14 protein-coding genes are annotated in these 18850 nt (G+C 44.0%); 10 read left to right on the top strand and 4 right to left on the bottom strand.

From position 1 onward, the window contains the following. Positions 1-398 precede the first annotated feature (398 nt). The 3 genes from U0035_RS09985 to U0035_RS09975 all read left to right on the top strand — a co-directional run bounded on the left by U0035_RS09985 (position 399) and on the right by U0035_RS09975 (position 7780). Positions 399-2867 carry a TonB-dependent receptor gene (locus U0035_RS09985; RefSeq protein ID WP_114792167.1) on the top strand — a complete coding sequence of 823 codons (2469 nt, stop codon included), beginning with the start codon at positions 399-401 and terminating at the stop codon, positions 2865-2867. A 306-nt stretch (positions 2868-3173) separates the two neighbouring features. Next, on the top strand, positions 3174-6539 hold the full coding sequence (locus tag U0035_RS09980; RefSeq protein ID WP_114792165.1) for a methylmalonyl-CoA mutase family protein: 3366 nt from the start codon (positions 3174-3176) through the stop codon (positions 6537-6539). A 509-nt stretch (positions 6540-7048) separates the two neighbouring features. Next, a complete protein-coding gene (locus U0035_RS09975; RefSeq protein WP_114792163.1) occupies positions 7049-7780 on the top strand; it encodes an MBL fold metallo-hydrolase in 732 nt (243 codons plus the stop codon). Between the two features lie 131 nt (positions 7781-7911). Here U0035_RS09975 and U0035_RS09970 read toward each other — a convergent pair whose 3' ends face one another. The 4 genes from U0035_RS09970 to U0035_RS09955 all read right to left on the bottom strand — a co-directional run bounded on the left by U0035_RS09970 (position 7912) and on the right by U0035_RS09955 (position 10536). After that, on the bottom strand, positions 7912-8265 hold the full coding sequence (locus U0035_RS09970; RefSeq protein ID WP_211316496.1) for a hypothetical protein: 354 nt from the start codon (positions 8263-8265) through the stop codon (positions 7912-7914). Positions 8266-8307: 42 nt separating this feature from the next. Continuing rightward, positions 8308-8886: a hypothetical protein gene (locus U0035_RS09965; protein ID WP_114792161.1), complete on the bottom strand. Its 579-nt coding sequence runs from the start codon at positions 8884-8886 to the stop codon at positions 8308-8310. Positions 8887-8913: 27 nt separating this feature from the next. Further along, a complete protein-coding gene (locus tag U0035_RS09960) occupies positions 8914-9480 on the bottom strand; it encodes an RNA polymerase sigma factor (RefSeq protein WP_114792160.1) in 567 nt (188 codons plus the stop codon). Positions 9481-9573: 93 nt separating this feature from the next. Further along, entirely contained in the window at positions 9574-10536 is a 963-nt protein-coding gene (locus U0035_RS09955) for a transketolase family protein (RefSeq protein ID WP_114792159.1), read from the bottom strand. 276 nt (positions 10537-10812) lie between these two features. Here U0035_RS09955 and U0035_RS09950 point away from each other — a divergent pair, with 276 nt between their 5' ends. From U0035_RS09950 to U0035_RS09920, 7 genes are all read left to right on the top strand, one after another. Next, on the top strand, positions 10813-11838 hold the full coding sequence (locus U0035_RS09950; RefSeq protein WP_114792158.1) for a rod shape-determining protein: 1026 nt from the start codon (positions 10813-10815) through the stop codon (positions 11836-11838). A gap of 134 nt (positions 11839-11972) precedes the next feature. Beyond that, the gene (gene mreC / locus U0035_RS09945; protein ID WP_114792157.1) at positions 11973-12848 is read left to right on the top strand and encodes a rod shape-determining protein MreC; all 876 of its coding nucleotides are present in this window, start codon (positions 11973-11975) and stop codon (positions 12846-12848) included. Next, on the top strand, positions 12845-13378 hold the full coding sequence (locus U0035_RS09940) for a rod shape-determining protein MreD (protein WP_114792156.1): 534 nt from the start codon (positions 12845-12847) through the stop codon (positions 13376-13378). The genes mreC and U0035_RS09940 overlap by 4 nt, the downstream gene beginning before the upstream one ends. Before the next feature lie 264 nt (positions 13379-13642). Then, positions 13643-15778, top strand: coding sequence for a penicillin-binding protein 2 (gene mrdA, locus U0035_RS09935; RefSeq protein WP_114792155.1), 2136 nt, complete (start codon positions 13643-13645; stop codon positions 15776-15778). Position 15779: 1 nt separating this feature from the next. Then, complete coding sequence (gene rodA / locus U0035_RS09930) at positions 15780-17120, top strand: rod shape-determining protein RodA (protein ID WP_114792154.1); 1341 nt, start codon at positions 15780-15782, stop codon at positions 17118-17120. A gap of 139 nt (positions 17121-17259) precedes the next feature. After that, positions 17260-17745: an RNA polymerase sigma factor gene (locus tag U0035_RS09925; protein WP_114792153.1), complete on the top strand. Its 486-nt coding sequence runs from the start codon at positions 17260-17262 to the stop codon at positions 17743-17745. A gap of 17 nt (positions 17746-17762) precedes the next feature. Next, positions 17763-18764, top strand: a complete 1002-nt coding sequence (locus U0035_RS09920; protein ID WP_114792152.1) for an anti-sigma factor — start codon at positions 17763-17765, stop codon at positions 18762-18764. Positions 18765-18850 lie beyond the last annotated feature (86 nt).

Raw genomic sequence — 18850 nt, 5'->3', positions numbered from 1 at the left:
CACAGAAAGTTTCTATTTTATCGGTACTATGGTAACGTGGTATTGTCTGTGTATTTCTGAGTGATCTGGGAGAAGTAATCTCTCACGGAAGCCCCGGAGCTACACAGAAAAGTTTCTATTTTATCGGTACTATGGCAACGTGGTATTGTCTGTGTATTCTGAGCGATCTGTGAGAAGTCATCTCTCACGGAAGTCACGGAGCAGCACAGAAAGTTCTATGGTAAGGTAGTATGGCCTGTGTGTATGCTGGGTGATCGGTGAGAGCTCGTTTCTTCGGGAAGCTCCAGACTTGCACTGAAAGTTTTCCTGAAATCGAAACCAGCCGGCACTAATTTTCCGCATCTCGTAACACCCCAGACTAAACCGGGACCTACTTTTGCGGCCACAAAACCAAATGAATGAAAAGATTGATGGTATTCCGCGCTTTAGCTGTTATTGTCTGCACCATGTTTTGCATGAGTATATTGGCCCAGGATAAATTTGGGGCTATTGCAGGTATGGTTAAAACTTCCGACGATCAGCCTGCCGCCAACGTAAGTGTAGTGATCAAAAATACAAAGCAGGGTACTGCAACCGATAACGAAGGGGGCTTTGAATTTGCAAGGCTGAAACCCGGAACCTATACCTTGCAGGTGACTTTATTGGGGTATGAAAGTAAAGAACAGGAGGTGACTGTACCAGCCGGGCAAACAGTTAACCCGGTATTTGCCTTGCAGGTTAATAGCGCTGAGTTAGAAACCGTAATCATAACCGCGGGAAAGAATAAGTTTTTAGTGAAGAAAAGCCAGACGGTAGCCAAAATGCCTTTAAGCAACCTGGAAAATCCCCAGGCATACAGCAGTATATCAAAAGAGTTGATCAAAGAACAGATCACTACCGATTTTAGTAACCTGCTGAAAAATGCACCGGGTGTTTTTAAAGTGTCTGCCAACCGGGGTATCAATACCGATGGCGCGACTTATTACAGTCTTCGTGGTTTCAGAACTGAAGTGTCGATGGTAGACGGCGTGCCTACACAAACCAATGGAGAAATAGACCCCGCCAATGTAGAAAAAGTAGAAGTGCTGCGTGGGCCGTCTGCTACCTTGTACGGAGGGGCCGTGGCCACTTATGGTGGCGTGATCAACCTGATTACACGCAAGCCCCAGGAGAATTTTGGTGGCGAAGTATCTTTTATACATGGCAGCTTTAACTTAAACAGGCTGACGGCTGATGTGTACGGACCTATTAATAAAGAAAAGAACTTACTGGGGCGGGTAAACATTGCCTATCAAAATCAGAACAGCTGGCAGGATGCCGGTTTCAGGAAATCTTTTTTTATAGCACCTGCACTGGAGTACAGGGTAAATGAAAGGTTGAAGATTAACCTGAACGCTGAACTCTATACCTCGGAGTTTACCACTCCATCAGCTATCTTCTTAAACCGGACCAGGCAGTTTGTCGCGCATACACCCCAAGAGCTGGGCTTTAATTTCAAGAGGTCGTATACCAATAATGATCTCTCTATGAAAAATCCTACAGCTAATCTCAGGGCTGTATTCAATTACCAGATCTCCAATCAATGGACTTCACAAACGATTCTCTCCAACAATACCCGTCAGTCTGAAGGATATTACCAATACCAGTTTATCCGGAAAGCAACAGACGACAGCCTGGAGAGAAATATCTCTTACCAGAATACGATGAATGCGAACCTGGATGTGCAGCAGAATTTTGTGGGAGATTTTAAGATAGGGAAGATGCGCAACAGGCTATTGGTAGGGCTTGATTATGTAAACCAGCGCATCAAAAATGATAATTCCCCTTACATTGTTTTGGACTTTGTAAACGCATTAAATCCGACTGATCCTAATTATTCAAAGCTTAACCGGGCGTTGGTAGATGCGCGGCTGGCGGCCAGCACGGCCCGTGGTGTAAGAAATAATACACGTACGAATATTTACAGTGCGTATGCCTCCAATGTGTTAAATATTACCGACAACCTTTTGGCCATGGTGAGCCTGAGGTTGGATCGCTTTGAAGGCAATGGTACTTACGACCTGGCTACCGATACAATTCTGGCTAATTCAAAATATGGTCAAACCGCCCTGTCTCCCAAGCTGGGACTAGTGTACCAGGTAATAAAAGACCGTATTTCAGTATTTGGTAATTATATGAATGGCTTCTCCAATGTGGCTCCCGTTACCCAGCCTGTGCTGGATATTTCAGGCGTGTTGAAACCGCAGCAGGCCAATCAATGGGAAACGGGTGTGAAGCTGGATCTGTTTAGCGGCCGGTTAAACCTTACTGCCAGCTATTACGAAATTGAAGTGAGCAATGTGGTGCGGGATGAGCAATTTACACGGGAAGAACAATTGGTACGGGATGGGCAATTGGTATGGGAAAATGTAAACTATATTATAAAGGTTCAGGATGGTACCCAGTTCAGCAAAGGATATGAGCTGGAACTGATCGCCAATCCTTTCAGCGGCTTGAACCTGGTAGCAGGTTATTCACATAATAACAGCAAGCTTACCAAATCGGCGGTAGCTGCTACGCAGGGTAGACGGCCTCCAAGTGCAGGTCCGGCAGACCTGGCTAATCTTTGGATCAGTTACGGCATACCTGGTGGTAAATTGAAAGGATTAGGGGCAGGTTTTGGAGGTAATTATGTTGGCGATTTTGAAACCGCTAATTCGGCTGCGACAGGTGTTTTCACGATACCTTCCTACACCTTATTGAATGCTACTGTTTTCTATGAAACCAAATCTTTCAGGTTGGGATTAAAACTGGATAATTTAACGGATGAGTTATACTTTGCAGGACAAGGTGTACTAGCGCCTCAAATGCCGAGATCGGCAATGGCCAGTATTACGTTGAAGTTTTAGAGCTGCGTCGCGTGTATCGCACTGAAGTTACCTGAAGGAAAAGGCTCGACCGCTCCAACGGAATTCTTCGAACAAAGGCGCAAAGACGCGATGTTATTTAGGTTGCCTGTTTCCTGGCGACTTAGCGTCATTGCGGTTAAAGTAGGAAAATAATTTGCATGACCAGTAATGGAGTTTCCTGTAAAAGGTGCTCCATTTTTTTTACGCTTTCGTCTTTTTCTCCGTTGAGCTACCCACATTTGACCTTATTGCCGTCATTGCATTTGCTACACAATAATCTTTAAATTTGTTGACAGTACCCGCTATATGAACAAAACACAAGCAACCACGATACGCATTGTTACCGCCGCGTCTTTATTTGACGGGCATGATGCCGCTATTAACATCATGCGCCGCATTCTTCAAAGTAAGGGCGCCGAGATTATTCACCTGGGGCATAACAGGAGTGTGCATGAAATAGTAGAATGTGCGATTGAAGAAGATGCGCATGCCATTGCTATTACGAGTTACCAGGGCGGGCATATTGAGTTCTTTAAATATATATTCGATATGTTGCGGGAAGCTGGTTGTGGTCATATCAAAATATTCGGTGGCGGTGGCGGTACCATTTTACCGGCAGAGATCGACGAACTGCATGAGTATGGTATTGAACATATTTATTCGCCTGATGATGGTAGAAGAATGGGACTGGAGGGCATGATCGAAGACCTGTTGAGCCGGGCAGGAGAGTCGGCCTATTTTGAGGCCGAAAAAAGTTGGGATGACAGGCCACCTTTAGGCGAAAGCAAAGACATCCGCCGCATAGCAAGAGCTATTACCCATGCAGAACTGGGTTTACCGGCTGAAGGCCTCTCCGTTCCCGGGGAAGACCAGTTCGCAAGAGCTCCTTTGGAGGACGCTGCTGTATTGGGCATTACAGGCACCGGTGGTGCAGGTAAATCATCCGTTACAGATGAGATAGTGCGTCGTTTTTTACATCAGTTTCCGGGTAAAACTATTGCAGTTGTATCTGTTGATCCTTCCAGGAAAAAGACGGGTGGGGCTTTGTTGGGTGACCGGATTCGCATGAACGCAATATCTCATCCCAGAGCTTATATGCGCTCAATGGCAACCCGGAATGATCACCTTGCCCTGACCCAAACGGCTCGGGAAGCAATTGATATCTGTAAAGCAGCCGGTTTTAACCTGGTGATACTGGAAAGTGCGGGTGTGGGTCAAAGCGATGCTTCCATTGTAGATTACTGTGATTTAAGCTTGTATGTGATGACCCCCGAGTATGGGGCGGCTTCTCAATTGGAAAAGATCAATATGCTGGATTATGCCGATTGGATCTGTATTAACAAATTCGATAAGCCCGGCGCTCTGGATGCCTTGCAGGATGTAAAAAAACAATACCGGCGGAATCACCAGTTATGGACTGCGAAAGAAGAGGAGATTCCGGTTATCGGCACTATTGCCGCACAGTTCAATGACTCCGGCGTGAATGAATTGTTTGATCGGATTGTTAAGGCCATCGAAATAAAAACTAAGATCACATGGGGTGGGCCTGTGGTACTTCATGCGCATACGAATGATACTACCAGTAAAACGAGGATCATTCCGACGAAGCAAGTCCGCTATCTTTCTGAGATAACCGAAGCTATAAAGATGTACGATCAATGGGTCGACACACAATCTACCCTGGCTTCACAGTTATACCAGCTTGAGGGGGTTCAAAAACTGATGAAGGACGTTGCTGCAATGATTGAAGAAAAGAAACAACAGCTGTTGCTCAATCTGGATCCGGGAAATAAAGAGCTGATAGATAAATGGCCGGCAATTATCAATGCTTATAGCCAGGATTATTTTGAATATAAAGTGCGGGATAAAATAATCAGGCAACCATTAATTAACGTGTCGTTAAGCGGTTCAAAAAGCAAAAAGATAACATTACCGCAGTATAAAGACTGGGGTGATATTTTAAAATGGCAGTTGCAGGAGAATCTACCCGGTAAATTCCCTTTCACTGCAGGTGTGTTTGAGTTAAAGCGCCAAGGCGAAGATCCTACACGGATGTTTGCAGGTGAGGGCGGACCTGAACGAACCAATAAGCGTTTTCATTATGTAAGCCTTGATCAGCCTGCAAAGCGCCTGAGCACTGCCTTTGATAGCGTTACCCTTTATGGCGAAGATCCGGCGCATCGCGCTGATATTTTTGGAAAAGTGGGGAATAGCGGCGTAAGCGTTGCTACGGTAGATGATGCCAAGAAATTGTACAGCGGGTTTGATCTCTGCGATGCCACCACTTCTGTATCAATGACGATTAACGGACCCGCGCCTGTGTTGCTGGCTTTCTTTTTAAACGCGGCTATAGATCAGCAATGTGAAAAGTGGGTGGAAGAGAATAGTCAATGGTTAATGGTCAATAGCCGATTGGAGACGAAGTTTGAGGGGAATAACCCTCCTGTTTACACAGGTGATCTTCCAAAAGGTCATAACGGTCTTGGCTTAAAACTATTAGGATTAAGTGGAGATGAAGTATTGCCTGCTGATGTTTACGAACAAATAAAAGCGGCCACCTTGCAGCAGGTGCGGGGAACGGTGCAGGCAGATATCTTAAAAGAAGACCAGGCGCAGAACACCTGTATTTTTTCTACCGAGTTTGCGCTGAAGCTAATGGGTGATGTACAGGAATATTTTATCGATAATAAGGTTCGGAATTTTTATAGCGTAAGTATCAGCGGTTATCATATTGCTGAGGCCGGTGCCAACCCTGTTACTCAGCTGGCCTTTACGTTGGCGAATGGGTTTACTTATGTGGAGTATTACCTGAGCCGGGGGATGCATATCGATGATTTTGCACCTAATCTTTCGTTCTTTTTCAGTAATGGCATGGATCCTGAGTATAGTGTAATAGGGCGTGTAGCGCGTCGTATATGGGCCAAGGCGATGAAGCAGAAATATGGCGCTAATGAACGGTCACAAAAACTGAAGTATCATATACAGACATCCGGTAGGAGCCTGCATGCACAGGAGATCGACTTTAATGATATCCGCACTACTTTACAGGCACTATATGCTATTTATGATAACTGCAATTCTTTACATACGAACGCCTACGACGAAGCAATCACCACACCTACGGAGGAGAGTGTGCGCAGGGCCATGGCTATCCAGTTGATCATTAACCGGGAATTAGGAACTGCTAAATCAGAGAATTTCCTGCAGGGAAGTTTTGCCCTGGAAGAATTGACTGACCTGGTGGAAGTCGCTGTGTTGGCTGAATTTGAACGCATCAGCGAGAGAGGCGGTGTATTAGGAGCGATGGAAAGAATGTACCAGCGCAACAAAATACAGGAAGAAAGCATGCATTATGAAATGCAGAAAAGCAACGGGGACTTACCGCTGGTAGGCGTCAATACTTTTTTAAGCAAAAAAGGTAGCCCGACAATACTGCCACAGGAAGTGATAAGGAGCACAACTGAAGAAAAGGAGCTTCAGATTAAAAACCTGCAGGCCTTTCAGCAAAGAAATGAGGGAAAGAATGCGGAGGCTTTAAAAAAACTCAAACAGGTTGCACTGGAGAGTGGTAATCTTTTTTCGGAATTAATGGACTGCGTGAAGTATTGCTCGCTGGGAGAGATTACTCATGCTTTATACGAAGTAGGAGGTCAGTACAGAAGGAATATGTAAGGAAAGGAAATGATACCATTTGTAAACCGGGGTTGCTACCGGATTCCAGTATCTTTCAAAATCCCGTTCGGTATTTGCTAAGAATGGAGGAAATTCTCATTCAAACATTGCTCCCGGTATAGCTTGCTTAACTTCGGTTATATTATTTCTTATTGTTCTAAAGAAGAATATATAAGGAATAGAGATCGAAATATAATAAAACAAGAAATTGTCTTTATCATTACCTGCGGCCATCAATCCAATGATAATCCCATTTAGGAAAAGGCATAATGCGATCATTAATATGGCTTTCCTGTGAAATATTAATTTTCCAATTTTCGCCAGCGTCATGCAGACCTGGGAATGGAGACATCCGCCAAAATACAGGAGATCTGCCGGCCGGTCAGGCGGGTTTGGCGACAGGTTCGAAATGACTCTATAAAAGAAGTTACGCTTAACGCAAAATTTGAATGGCACCCTAAGACGCCGCATACAGTCCGCTACTACTTAATAACAACTACTTTTGCCTGATGAAGATTATACCCCTTTCAGAAGGCGCATTTACCGTAGATGCGTCGAAGCAATTTATTCCCTTTAAATTCAATGAAGATGAAATGGCTGACCGTAACCGGGGCAGTCTTTTAGTGGAAATTCAGCCTTTTGTTGTGATAACCGGCAGCGATATTATATTGCTTGATACCGGCTTAGGGCTTACCGGTGAAGACGGGCAGTTTCAATTATATAAAAACCTGCGCGATCAGGGTATTAATGCCGGCGATATCACAATGGTGATCATGAGCCATTTACATAAAGACCACGCGGGCGGGCTGATCAACCCCTATACCCGGCAGCTGGCGTTTGAAAATGCCACTTATCATATTCAAAAGCAGGAGCTGGAATATGCTACGGAAATTGGGTCGGCATCGTACAATACCGATTTATTGGAGCTGTTACAAAATAGCGATGCCCTCGTGCTCACAGAGGCAGAAACCGGCTTTATAGCCGATGGGATCAGCTACGAGGTAACAGGCGCTCATTCAAAATATCATCGCGTAATTTGGCTAAGGGAGGGCGAAGAGACGATTTTCTTTGGTGCAGATGACGCGCCTCAGCTCTCACAAATGAAAACCAGGTTTGCGGCTAAGTACGACTATGATGGAAAAAAAGCTATGCAATTGCGGGAGAAATGGTTGCTGGAAGGTACAGAGTGGCAGTTTTTATTCTATCACGATATTCAAACACCTGTAAAACGTTTTGAATAATAAAAAGCAAAGAATAAAAAAAAGGCCTGCCCTAAAAAGAGCTGGCCGTTGCTAACCTATGAAAAACACCAGTTGCAAAAATAGGAAATAGATTCAGACAAAAAAAATTTATTAAGAAAAAAGTTTAAACATTAATTTTTTTTCCGCTCCTCATTCCGCTGTTTCAGCTCTTCCCTCACTTTGCGGCGGAAGGCCTGCTCGCTCGAAAAAAAAGCGTTGGCTTTTTGCATGCCAACAATAGCAGCCATTTCTTTCCGGGAGCTCATTTTTATGTTCAATATTTTCTGCTCCCGCTCTAACGGATCCGAAAATTTGCCATAAACCTTCTTTCTTTCATCAAGATACTTTTTGATCACAGGCCGCATCTGTGCTGCATCTGAGGGTTTTAGCTCCAGGGTTTTTGAAACATATTCAAAAAAGACATCGTTAAGTTTCGATGGGTGCTTTTGCTGGCCATAGGTGCCAAAATGTGACACGAAAAGCATTGCAAAAACAAATAGTATGCGGCTACATATGCTCATGGTTGTCTAAAATAATTCGGTATTATTAACTGCGGTTTCATTCAAAAAACTTTCCAGATCCTGGCTGCTGACCTGTTGAAAAAGTTGATTAATGTCAACTGGTTTTTTCTTGTCGCTGCTATTACCATTGACCGCAGCTCCATCTTCCACAAAATCTGTTAGCTCGTTACTGCTGATATTATGGATTACCGCGGTGCTGCCTGCCCCGTTTTGAATAGCAATTTGTTGAGAATTAGATGCTTCCCGGTAATAAATACCTCCCCCTATAAGCACTCCAATAACCGCCGCAGCCGCTATTGACCTCCATCTGTGAGAAAATAGCTTCCTGACTGGTGCAGGTGAAGCGGTTTTTTTAAGGATTTCTTTCTCCAGGCCCTCAAAATAGCCGGTGGGGACCGTGAATGTTGGCTCTTTACCATCGTCAGGCAGGGTTAGTGAGGTGTCCTCTTCCAAAACTTTTGACAGGATGCTGTTCTCCAGGCCAGGGAAATAATCCTGTGGGGTGCGGAGCGGATGCCCTTCTGAGTTATTATTCTCTTTCATTTGCTGACGCAATGCTTTTAATATGTCATTGTGTTCATTCATTTCTTATAAAATAGACCCCGACGGGTATTAAAAGTTTAATTCGTTTACCAGGTAATCCTGTATTTTTTTTGCCGCATGGTGATAGCTGGCTTTTAATGCGCCTACTGTTACACCCAGTACTTCGCTAATTTCCTGATAGGTCATTTCATCAAAATACCGCAAATTAAAAACAAGCTTCTGCTGTTCGGGCAGGGTTTGAATAGCCAGTTGCAGCTTCCATTCTACTTTGGACGAATCAAAATAGGAGTCGGCCTTTACCTGCTCCTCGAGGTAGCTATGAGTTGCCTGGTCTGTTTCTACCTGTAGTTGCTTTTTGATTCGGTTCAAATGAGTAATACTCTCGTTGGAGGCGATGCGGTAAAGCCAGCTATATAATTTACTCTCTTCCCTGAATTGCTCAAGCCCCTTCCACATTTTGATGAAAACGTTTTGCAATACATCGTCGGCATCCTCATGTATTAATACCATCCGTCGTATATGCCAGTAAAGTTTCTCCTTGTATTTTTCAATAATCTGTGAAAACGCCTTCTGTTTCGTAACCGGGTCACGAAACAGAAGTAAAAGTTCATCATCAGAAAGAAAGGAGCGCTCCATTAAAGAATATATAAGACTTTCAAAACAGAGAAAGGTTTAACTCCAAAAAGAAACCCGCGACATGCGCGGGTTGACTACTATCATTCAATAATGTTATGCATTTTTGCGGGCCATTACCTTTTCGGCAGCGGCAACGATATCTGAAACGTCCATGCCATACTTTTTCAGCAGCTCTTTAGGAGTACCGCTTTCGCCAAAAGTGTCCTTCGTACCCACATATTCAATAGGAACCGGGAAGTTTTTAGCCGCACACTGCCCAATCGCATCGCCCAGTCCGCCAATAATATTGTGCTCTTCTGCAGTAACCGCACATTTGGTTTTTTTCAACGATTTGATCACCGCTTCTTCGTCTAAAGGTTTGATGGTGTGTATGTTAATTACCTCCACGCTAATTCCTTTTTCTTCTAATTCTGCTCCTGCCTGAATGGCATTCCATACCAGATGACCGCAAGCGAAAATGGTAACATCAGTGCCTTCGGAGAAATATTGGGCTTTACCGATCTGAAAATCTTCTTCTTTGGTGAAAATAGGCCAGCTGGGGCGACCAAAACGCAGGTAAACCGGTCCTTCATATTCAGCAATAGCCTGTGTAGCCGCTTTGGTTTGTGTATAATCACAAGGTACTACTACGGTCATACCCGGTAGCATTTTCATTAACCCGATATCTTCCAGTATCTGGTGCGTGGCGCCATCTTCGCCTAAGGTTACACCCGCATGCGAAGCACAAATCTTTACATTTTTGCCGCTGTAAGCAACGGACTGGCGGATCTGGTCATATACCCGGCCCGTACTAAAGTTGGCGAAAGTGGTGGTAAAAGGAATTTTTCCTCCAATGGAAAGTCCTGATGCAACGCCGATCATATTGGCTTCACCAATACCGCACTGCACAAATCTTTCGGGAAACTCTTTAACAAACTGGTTTAGTTTCATCGAGCCTAACAAATCGGCTGTGAGGGCAACAATATTTTCGTTTTTACGTGCTGCTTCTACAATACCATCGCCGAAGCCGCTGCGCGTATCTTTACTTCCTGTTGATTGAATGTCTTTTAAAGCCATCTCTTTTGGTTTTAACTTTAGTTATCCGGCAAACGTACTGAAAAAAAACCATTCCTTTCGGTTAACGATTGATAAAGCTCCAAAGTGATAAACCTGTCGGGTTCTAAGCGAAGGGTCGAGGTTCTGTTTTGAGGTAAATAGCCGGATTAAACAAACGAATTAAAAATTCTGTTAATAATGTGCAAATGCCGAAAAATAAAGCGTTTTGTTCTTTTGCTTTGTTACTTTCGGGAAATTACTTCACCTTTGCCAACACAATTTTGAATATATAGCAGAATGGGACTTTTCAACTGGTTTACTCAGGAAATAGCAATGGATTTGGGTACCGCAAATACCCTCATTATACATAACGAAGAAGTGGCTGTAAATGAGCCAAGTATTGTAGCATTAAACCGTAATAATCCAAAAGAGGTTTTAGCGGTTGGTAAGCGTGCATTAATGATGCACGAGAAAACACATGAAAGCATCAGAACCGTCCGTCCGTTAAAAGACGGTGTAATTGCTGACTTTAATGCGGCTGAATTAATGATACGCGAGCTGATAAAGCTGGTGTATCCGAAAAAGCCCTTATTCCCGCCGAGCTGGAGAATGATGATCTGTATTCCTTCTTCCATTACCGAGGTAGAGAAACGTGCGGTTAGAGATAGCGCTGAACAGGCTGGGGCCAAAGAAGTATACCTGATTCATGAGCCCATGGCTGCCGCTTTAGGTATTGGTATTGATGTAGAAGAGCCGGTGGGTAATATGATTATCGATATCGGTGGTGGAACTACAGGGATCACGGTAATAGCATTGGCTGGTATTGTTTGTGATCAAAGTATACGTATTGCGGGTGATGAATTTACGGCTGATATTATGGAGGCTTTAAGAAGATACCATAGTCTTCTAATTGGAGAGCGCACGGCAGAACAAATAAAGATCCAGATCGGCGCCGCCATGAAGGATCTGGACAATCCCCCGGATGACATCCCGGTAAATGGCCGTGACCTGGTAACCGGTATTCCCAAGCAAATCATGGTGAGCTACCAGGAAGTAGCCGAAGCTTTGGATAAAAGCATTTTTAAAATTGAAGAGGCCATCTTAAAAGCGCTGGAGCAAACACCCCCAGAGTTGGCCAGCGATATTTACCGCCGCGGTTTATACCTTACCGGCGGTGGAGCTTTATTAAGAGGGTTGGATAAAAGATTAAGCCAGAAAATTAAGCTGCCGGTACATATAGCTGACGATCCGCTTAAAAGTGTGGTAAGAGGTACAGGCATTGCGCTGCAAAACTATGACAGGTACCCATTTGTAATGAGGTAATTTTGAGTTGATAGGTTTACAAGTTTAAAGATTTGCCGGTTAAGCAAGTAGTAGCAGAATTTATATGTAAATGCATCTGTTTGTTCTTCTTATCAACTTATCAACCTGTTAACTGATCAACATCCGAAGGAGCCATGCGTAATATCTTTTTATTCATCCGGCGTTATTCAGTTTTCGTACTGTTCCTGGTCTTACAGATCATTGCGCTGTATTTTTTGTTTACCTATAACGGCTCGCACCGGGCTAAAGGGCTCGGGTTGGCAGGAGGTGTTACGTCCTACTTTAACGGGAAATACAATTCATTAGAAGACTTTTTTACCATGCAGGAAGAAAACAGGCGGGTGCACCGGCTGAACGATTCCCTCATGAATTTATTGAACGCCAACTTTGTTGTGGCAGATTCGGGAACAACCGTTTTGCGGGATTCCACTTACCGGGATACTTTAGGTAGTAATCGTCATTTTATATGGAGAAGCGCCCAGGTATTATACAGCACTTCGGGTAGTGATAAGAATTATCTGCAGATCAACCGGGGAAGCAGTAACGGCATCGGTGATGATATGGGGGTTTTTAGTTCTAACGGTGGATTAGTCGGAAAAGTGATTAATACCGGAAAGAATTTTAGCGAGGTAATGAGCTTACTAAATGTAGTGAACAAATTTAGTGTACAGCTAAAAAGAACCGGTAGCGCAGGTATGTTGAGCTGGGATGGGAAATCACCACAGGAGCTAACACTTAATAATATTCCTAAAACAGATTCGGTACGAAGTGGGGACACCATTTTAACCGGCACCTACTCCAGGAGTTATCCACCGGGGCGCATGGTAGGAGTGGTGTCCAGGGTTTTAGTTGATAAGTCAAGTAATTTCTTTGTACTTAAAGTAAAGCCGGCAGCCAATTTAACCAGCCTGCAGCAGGTATTTGTAGTAGAAAACCTTAACTATAACGAGCTGGAACAGCTGGATAAAGCAACACATAATATGGTTGAACGAAAGGGAGGTAACAAATGAGTGATCTTGTAAGAAATACCATCCGCTTTATACTGTTTGTTTTCCTGCAGGTATATGTATTAAATGTAATGCCGCATTTGCACCAATTGATCACACCTTACATTTATTTTCTTTTTATTCTATGGCTGCCCTTTTATATGAAAAAAGGCTGGGTACTGATACTGGGATTCTTATTAGGTATTAGCGTGGATTACTATACAATGAGCCCTGGTTTACATGCGGCGGCCAGTGTGCTGATCGCCTTTTTACGACCCTTCATTATCAATCTGTTTGCACCTAAAGACGCAACCGAGTTTAGCTATAAAGAACCCTCTCCCAAAGCAATGGGTTGGAACGCCTATTTATTGTATGCGTTGATCTTAACTTTTTGCCACAATTTTTACTTATTATTCCTGGAGTGGCTTTCGTTTGGCTCTTTCATTCATTTTTTAATGAAGGTAGTGACCACTTCTGCCATCAGTATGCTGATGATAGTTATTGCTGAACTGATCTTCCCACGAAAGCTGAAGTTCAGGTCCAATACAGCATAGGGGCTGCACAATTTGCTGTTTGATTGCCTTTGCCGCCGCTTCATTCGTTGACGGTGTAACAAAAACGACTTCAAAGATGTGAATACAGGTACCGGAGCGTACTCACTTATGGATACATAAAAAAGTGATCCGTCGCGGGAATTTGCAGGTCTCTTAAAGTATACAAGTGTTATAAATTTTTTAAGTAGAAATAGTTAAAGCAACCACGCTCTCTATGTACTTTTGCAGCTATTATTGTTATCCTGCAAAAGTTTTCCTTTTTACATGTCCGTATTCAATCAATCGAGGAGTTATATCATACGCGCCATTTTCCTGGCCGTTTTTATTGTTATCCTTGCTCAGTTAGTTAACCTCCAGATCTTTGGCCGGAAATATCATCAGCTGGCCCGGGATAATGCTGTTTTCGCGAAGATCGTATACCCCGAGCGTGGTATCATCTTCGATCGTAAAGGGAAGCCCATCCTGAACAATGTAATCATGTTTGACCTGATGGTAACGCCTGCCGAGGTCAAGAATATTGATACATCAGCTTTTTGCAGGCTAATGAATATAGATACGGCTGAATTCAGACAAAAGATCGTAGAGGCAGTGGTTAAGAATACGCGGGTAAGACCATCCATATTTATGTCGCTGCTGACCCCTGAAATGCAGGCGCGGTTCGAAGAGAATGGCTGGCGGTTTTCCGGCTTTAACCTGGTAGCCCGCCCGGTAAGATCTTACCCCTTTAATGTGGGCGCACATATCCTAGGATATATCAGTGAAGCTGATCAGCGGGATATTGAACGTTCGGGCGGATTTTACCGTATGGGCGATTACCGCGGTAAAAATGGGTTGGAATATACTTATGAAAAAGTGCTGATGGGCCAGCGGGGTATTGAATACATGATAAAGGATAACAAGAACCGGCTGGTAGGTCACTTCGAAAACGGAGATTTTGACACCATGGCGGTTGCAGGTCGTGGATTAAAAACGCATATTGATGTAGAATTACAGGCACTTGCCGAAAAGTTGATCAGCAATAAAGTAGGTGCGGCGGTAGCCATCGACCCTAAAACGGGTGGCATCCTGGCCATGGCTTCAGGGCCTACATTCAATCCTAATGACCTTACTGGGCCTGAGTTCAAAAAGAATTACCAGAAGATGAACCTGGATGTAGCGTCGCCTTTGTTAAACAGGGGCATACAGGGGCGCTATCCTCCTGGTTCTACATTCAAGCCCCTGGGCGGCCTGGTAGCTTTGGATGAAGGCGTGATCACTCCCGCCTTTGGCTATCCTTGCGGGGGGCGTTATTTTTCCTGCGGTGCGGGAAAGCCCGCCTGTACCCATGCCGGTGGAGGGCACGCAGCTAATCTCAGAGCCGCCATCGCTAATTCCTGCAACTCTTATTTTGTAGATGTATACCGGAAGGTGGTGGACAACCGCAAATACGGCAACACCAAAAAGGGATACGAGGTTTGGGAAGATTATATGAATTTGTTTGGTTTGGGGGTTCGCCTGGGTGTAGATGTACCTAGTGAAAACATGGGGAATATCCCGACAGTAGCTGTTTACGACAAAGAATACCGGGGTTCCTGGAACTCCTGTACTAACCTGACACTGGGCATTGGGCAGGACAAAATGCTGGCTACCCCTTTACAGCTGGCCAATGCCATGTGCATTATTGCCAACCGGGGCTATTATTATACGCCCCATTTTGTTGACAGCCTGGAGAATGAAACTATTGCCGATTCGGCATTTATGAATAAATATCGTACCCGTCATGATGCGTTGACGCATATTTCTGATACTGCCTTTAGCGCCACCATCAATGGTATGCAGGATGTGGTTACTCATGGTACAGCCCGTAATGTAAGAATACCGGGTATCAATGTTTGTGCAAAAACCGGTACGGCTCAAAACTCCCGGATCATTGGGGGTAAGAAATGGGATCTGCCGCATAATGCCATGTTCGTTTGTTTTGCTCCCAAAGAAGATCCTAAAATTTGTGTTGCTGTAGTGGTAGAAAGTGGCGGTTATGGTGGTTCATCTGCTGGTCCCATAGCCCGGTTGATGATGGAAAAATATTTATTTGATACCTTAAGCACGAAAAGCCTGGCCGATGCAGAAAGAACAGCGAATGTAAACCTGATGCCTCCTTATTTGCCCCGCCTGCAATATTTAACAGACTCTGCGCGGGCCTACCAGTGGTTGAAGGATTACAAGGATAGCAGCATGATCCTGAAATTCCGCGGCCGTGGCAGAGCCACTGCCGACAGTGCAGCAAAACGTAAAAAACTCGATGAGGAAAGGAAAAAAGAAGAGCAGCAGAAAAAAGCAAATCAAAGAATAGCAGCAGCGGTAGCAATTTTAACCGAGCCAAAGAAAAATTCCCAACCTTCCAAAGCTACATATACGGCATAGCATGACACAGCGTAAATCAGAGATATCGAAGGGCATAGATTACTCGTTAATCATTATTTACCTTATTTTACTGACTATTGGCTTGCTGGCCATTTTCGCAGTAACCTACAAAGATGGGGATCCGGTGCTGCAGAGCTTCCTGGGCTACAAAACGGACTATAGTAAACAGTTCTATTATGCCTGTGTAGCAATGGCGCTGGGGTTGTTTATTTTATTAACGGATAGTAAGTTTTTCCCTGCCACAGCTAATCTCTGGTATGCGGGGGGAATATTGCTGCTACTGCTGGTATTTCCTTTTCACTCATCGGTAAAAGGAACAGAGTCTATTATCCGTATAGGAGGTTTCCAGTTTCAGCCGGCGGAGTTTTGTAAGATAACCGTAGCATTGGCTTTGGCCAAATACCTTTCGCTGCCTGAGATGGATTTTAGCAGACCCAAGTCCCAGTTAATTGCGGCTGGTTTGACGCTGGCCCCGGCGGTATTAACCATTCTGCAAAAGGAAACAGGTTTGGCCCTGGTTTTTTTTGCTTTTTTCCTGGTGATGTTCAGGGAAGGACTTCCCCCAATGTATATTATAATTGGTTTTGCCGCCGCAGCGCTGGTAGTAGCTACCTTGTTGCTCGATAAAGATCTGCTCGCGATTATATTAGCGGTAATTATTGGTATCGTGGTGTTACTGAACCAGCGACAGATCAAAAGGGATAAAGGTGTTTTAGTGAAAATTCTGCTGATTGGACTGCTCTGTATAGGCGTGCAGCGATTTGGGGTCCCATTTCTATTCACCCATGTATTTGAGAAACACCAGGTGGAGCGTATTTTCAGTACTATCGGCAGGGATATACCGGAGGAGTATATTAAGGGCGAAGTGAAAGTAGATGCCAAAACCGGTAAACAAAAAAATACAGCGGATTATAACGTAAAGCAGTCTAAAATAGCAATTGGTAGCGGTGGATTAGTAGGCAAAGGGCTTTTAAGTGGCACTCAAACCAGGTACGGGTTTGTTCCTGAACAACGTACCGATTTTATATTTGATACCATAGGAGAGGGCTTCGGCTTTGCTGGAAGCGTGGTGCTGCTGGGGCTTTATTTGTTGCTTTTATTTAGAATTGTAACCATCGCAGAGCGGCAAAGAAGTGTTTTTAGCCGCTGTTATGCTTACGGTGTTGCGTCAGTTTTCTTTTTTCATATTGCTATTAACCTGGGCATGACCATTGGTCTGGCGCCTGTAATCGGCATCCCACTTCCATTGATCAGCTATGGAGGAACATCTTTACTTACCTTTTCCATAATGCTTTTTATTTTGATCAGGCTGGATGCAGACCGGCAAATGGTGCTCCGTTAACTTTTTTTTATTTTTTTGTAACTTTTGGTTTTCCTGCCCGTATAATAAATACGAGCGCGGGGTAACTAAATAGTTTTTTACTGCAATCGGGAGTAGAATGATAGTAAAAGTAATTGATAATTAAGGTTCTGGCTGTTTTATGACTGAGAAAGACTATAATGATTGTGTAACAAATTATTCAGATGCTTTATACCGCTTTATGCTAAAGACCATGCGGCATAGGGCTGACGCGGAGGATATGGTGCAGAATGCATACGAAGTGTTATGGCAAAACCGGACGGACATTCACACCGACACAGCAAAAGCTTACCTGTTTAGAGTGGCTTATAATAAAATGGTAGATCATTATAGAAAGAGCAGCCGGATGGATTTACAGGACTCCTTTGAAAACCTGGATAGAGGGGTAGAAGAGAAGCGCAATAATTTAAAAGCAGTGTTAGAACAGGCTTTATCCCGTCTGTCAGAACAAAACCGGTCGTTAGTTCTCTTAAAAGATTATGAAGGCTATAGCTACGAAGAAATAGGGGAAATCACCGGGTTGAATGCATCGCAGGTAAAAGTCTACCTGCATCGATCCAGGTTACAATTAAAATCGTACCTGGTAAATGTGAATAATCTGGTTTAACAACAAAGAAGTTAGTAATGCAAATTAACCAACATAATTACGAAGAGTTTTTTTTATTGTACGTAGACAATGAATTGTCTGTACAGGAAAAAGAAATAGTGGAGGCTTTTGTTAAACAAAGCCCACATCTGGCTGGTGAATTGGAATTATTGAAACAAACGGTTTTGGATATCGACGAATCAGTTGATTTTGCCGGCAAGGAAAAACTAATTAAACGAGCGGAGTTGACCGAAGAAGATTTGCTGGTATACCTGGATGGCGAAGCCGGAAAAGAACTGGCCGGCAAGGTAGAGCAGGGGATGCAGAGCAACGATGCCTTAAAACTGAAGTTAGAAAATCTGGGCCGACTTTATTTTAAAGCCGATCTTTCCATTCAATATCCCTCTAAGGAAAAATTATACAAAAGAGGCGCTGTACGGAGTATGGACTGGCGCAAACTGGCTATAGCCGCCTCTTTATTATTGTGTGTAAGCACCTGGTTGGTTTTAAACCAGTCAGAGCAGGATGAATCAAATGATGCTCCGGTAGCTGTTAATACACCACCTGTTGGCCAACCCGCCGGGCCTGCGCCTACTGTGGTTGATACCAATAACCGCCAGGAACCTGTTGCCATTCCGGAGCAGCCCGTCTATTCTGATGGCAGGGAGCGTAGTATTGAAAAGCGGCATAAACCATCGGGCAGAACAGATCAGTACGTAGCCGAACATGTGGCCGCATCAAAATCAGTAACAGGCAGCAACGAAGTAACCCGTGCCACTGAGGTTTTAGCAGAAAACAATAATAAAGAGCACCCGCCAACCCAATCACCAGAGCTTCCTATAGATATGGGAGAGACAATAAAGAAATCACCATCAGCAGCGCCTTTAACTCCTGTGGCTGCTGTTAACGAGCCGGTTAAAGAAAAGAAATCCCTGTTTAAAAAGATAGGAAAACAGATCAGCGACCGCGCGTTGGATATTTTATCTGATGGAGGTGATAATATCAATGTGGCAGGATTTGCCATTCGTGTAGAAAAATAATATTCAGGACCGGTAGGTGATTTTTCTTTTCCAAATTACACAACACAGAAAGAAAAATTACATCAAAGATTACTCTTTACTAAGGT

The sequence above is a fragment of the Niabella yanshanensis genome (assembly GCF_034424215.1).
Taxonomy (GTDB): domain Bacteria; phylum Bacteroidota; class Bacteroidia; order Chitinophagales; family Chitinophagaceae; genus Niabella; species Niabella yanshanensis.
This window is presented reverse-complemented; position numbering and strand designations above follow the sequence as displayed.

What these genes read in the sequence shown, in the direction of transcription:
- U0035_RS09980 (WP_114792165.1), top strand. Translation starts at nt 3,174, where the DNA reads ATGAACAAAACACAAGCAACCACGATACGCATTGTTACCGCCGCGTCT.
- U0035_RS09955 (WP_114792159.1), bottom strand. Translation starts at nt 10,536, where the DNA reads ATGGCTTTAAAAGACATTCAATCAACAGGAAGTAAAGATACGCGCAGC.
- U0035_RS09950 (WP_114792158.1), top strand. Translation starts at nt 10,813, where the DNA reads ATGGGACTTTTCAACTGGTTTACTCAGGAAATAGCAATGGATTTGGGT.
- U0035_RS09965 (WP_114792161.1), bottom strand. Translation starts at nt 8,886, where the DNA reads ATGAATGAACACAATGACATATTAAAAGCATTGCGTCAGCAAATGAAA.
- U0035_RS09920 (WP_114792152.1), top strand. Translation starts at nt 17,763, where the DNA reads ATGCAAATTAACCAACATAATTACGAAGAGTTTTTTTTATTGTACGTA.
- U0035_RS09985 (WP_114792167.1), top strand. Translation starts at nt 399, where the DNA reads ATGAAAAGATTGATGGTATTCCGCGCTTTAGCTGTTATTGTCTGCACC.
- U0035_RS09925 (WP_114792153.1), top strand. Translation starts at nt 17,260, where the DNA reads ATGACTGAGAAAGACTATAATGATTGTGTAACAAATTATTCAGATGCT.
- rodA (WP_114792154.1), top strand. Translation starts at nt 15,780, where the DNA reads ATGACACAGCGTAAATCAGAGATATCGAAGGGCATAGATTACTCGTTA.
- mreC (WP_114792157.1), top strand. Translation starts at nt 11,973, where the DNA reads ATGCGTAATATCTTTTTATTCATCCGGCGTTATTCAGTTTTCGTACTG.
- U0035_RS09940 (WP_114792156.1), top strand. Translation starts at nt 12,845, where the DNA reads ATGAGTGATCTTGTAAGAAATACCATCCGCTTTATACTGTTTGTTTTC.
- U0035_RS09975 (WP_114792163.1), top strand. Translation starts at nt 7,049, where the DNA reads ATGAAGATTATACCCCTTTCAGAAGGCGCATTTACCGTAGATGCGTCG.
- U0035_RS09970 (WP_211316496.1), bottom strand. Translation starts at nt 8,265, where the DNA reads ATGCTTTTCGTGTCACATTTTGGCACCTATGGCCAGCAAAAGCACCCA.
- U0035_RS09960 (WP_114792160.1), bottom strand. Translation starts at nt 9,480, where the DNA reads ATGGAGCGCTCCTTTCTTTCTGATGATGAACTTTTACTTCTGTTTCGT.
- mrdA (WP_114792155.1), top strand. Translation starts at nt 13,643, where the DNA reads ATGTCCGTATTCAATCAATCGAGGAGTTATATCATACGCGCCATTTTC.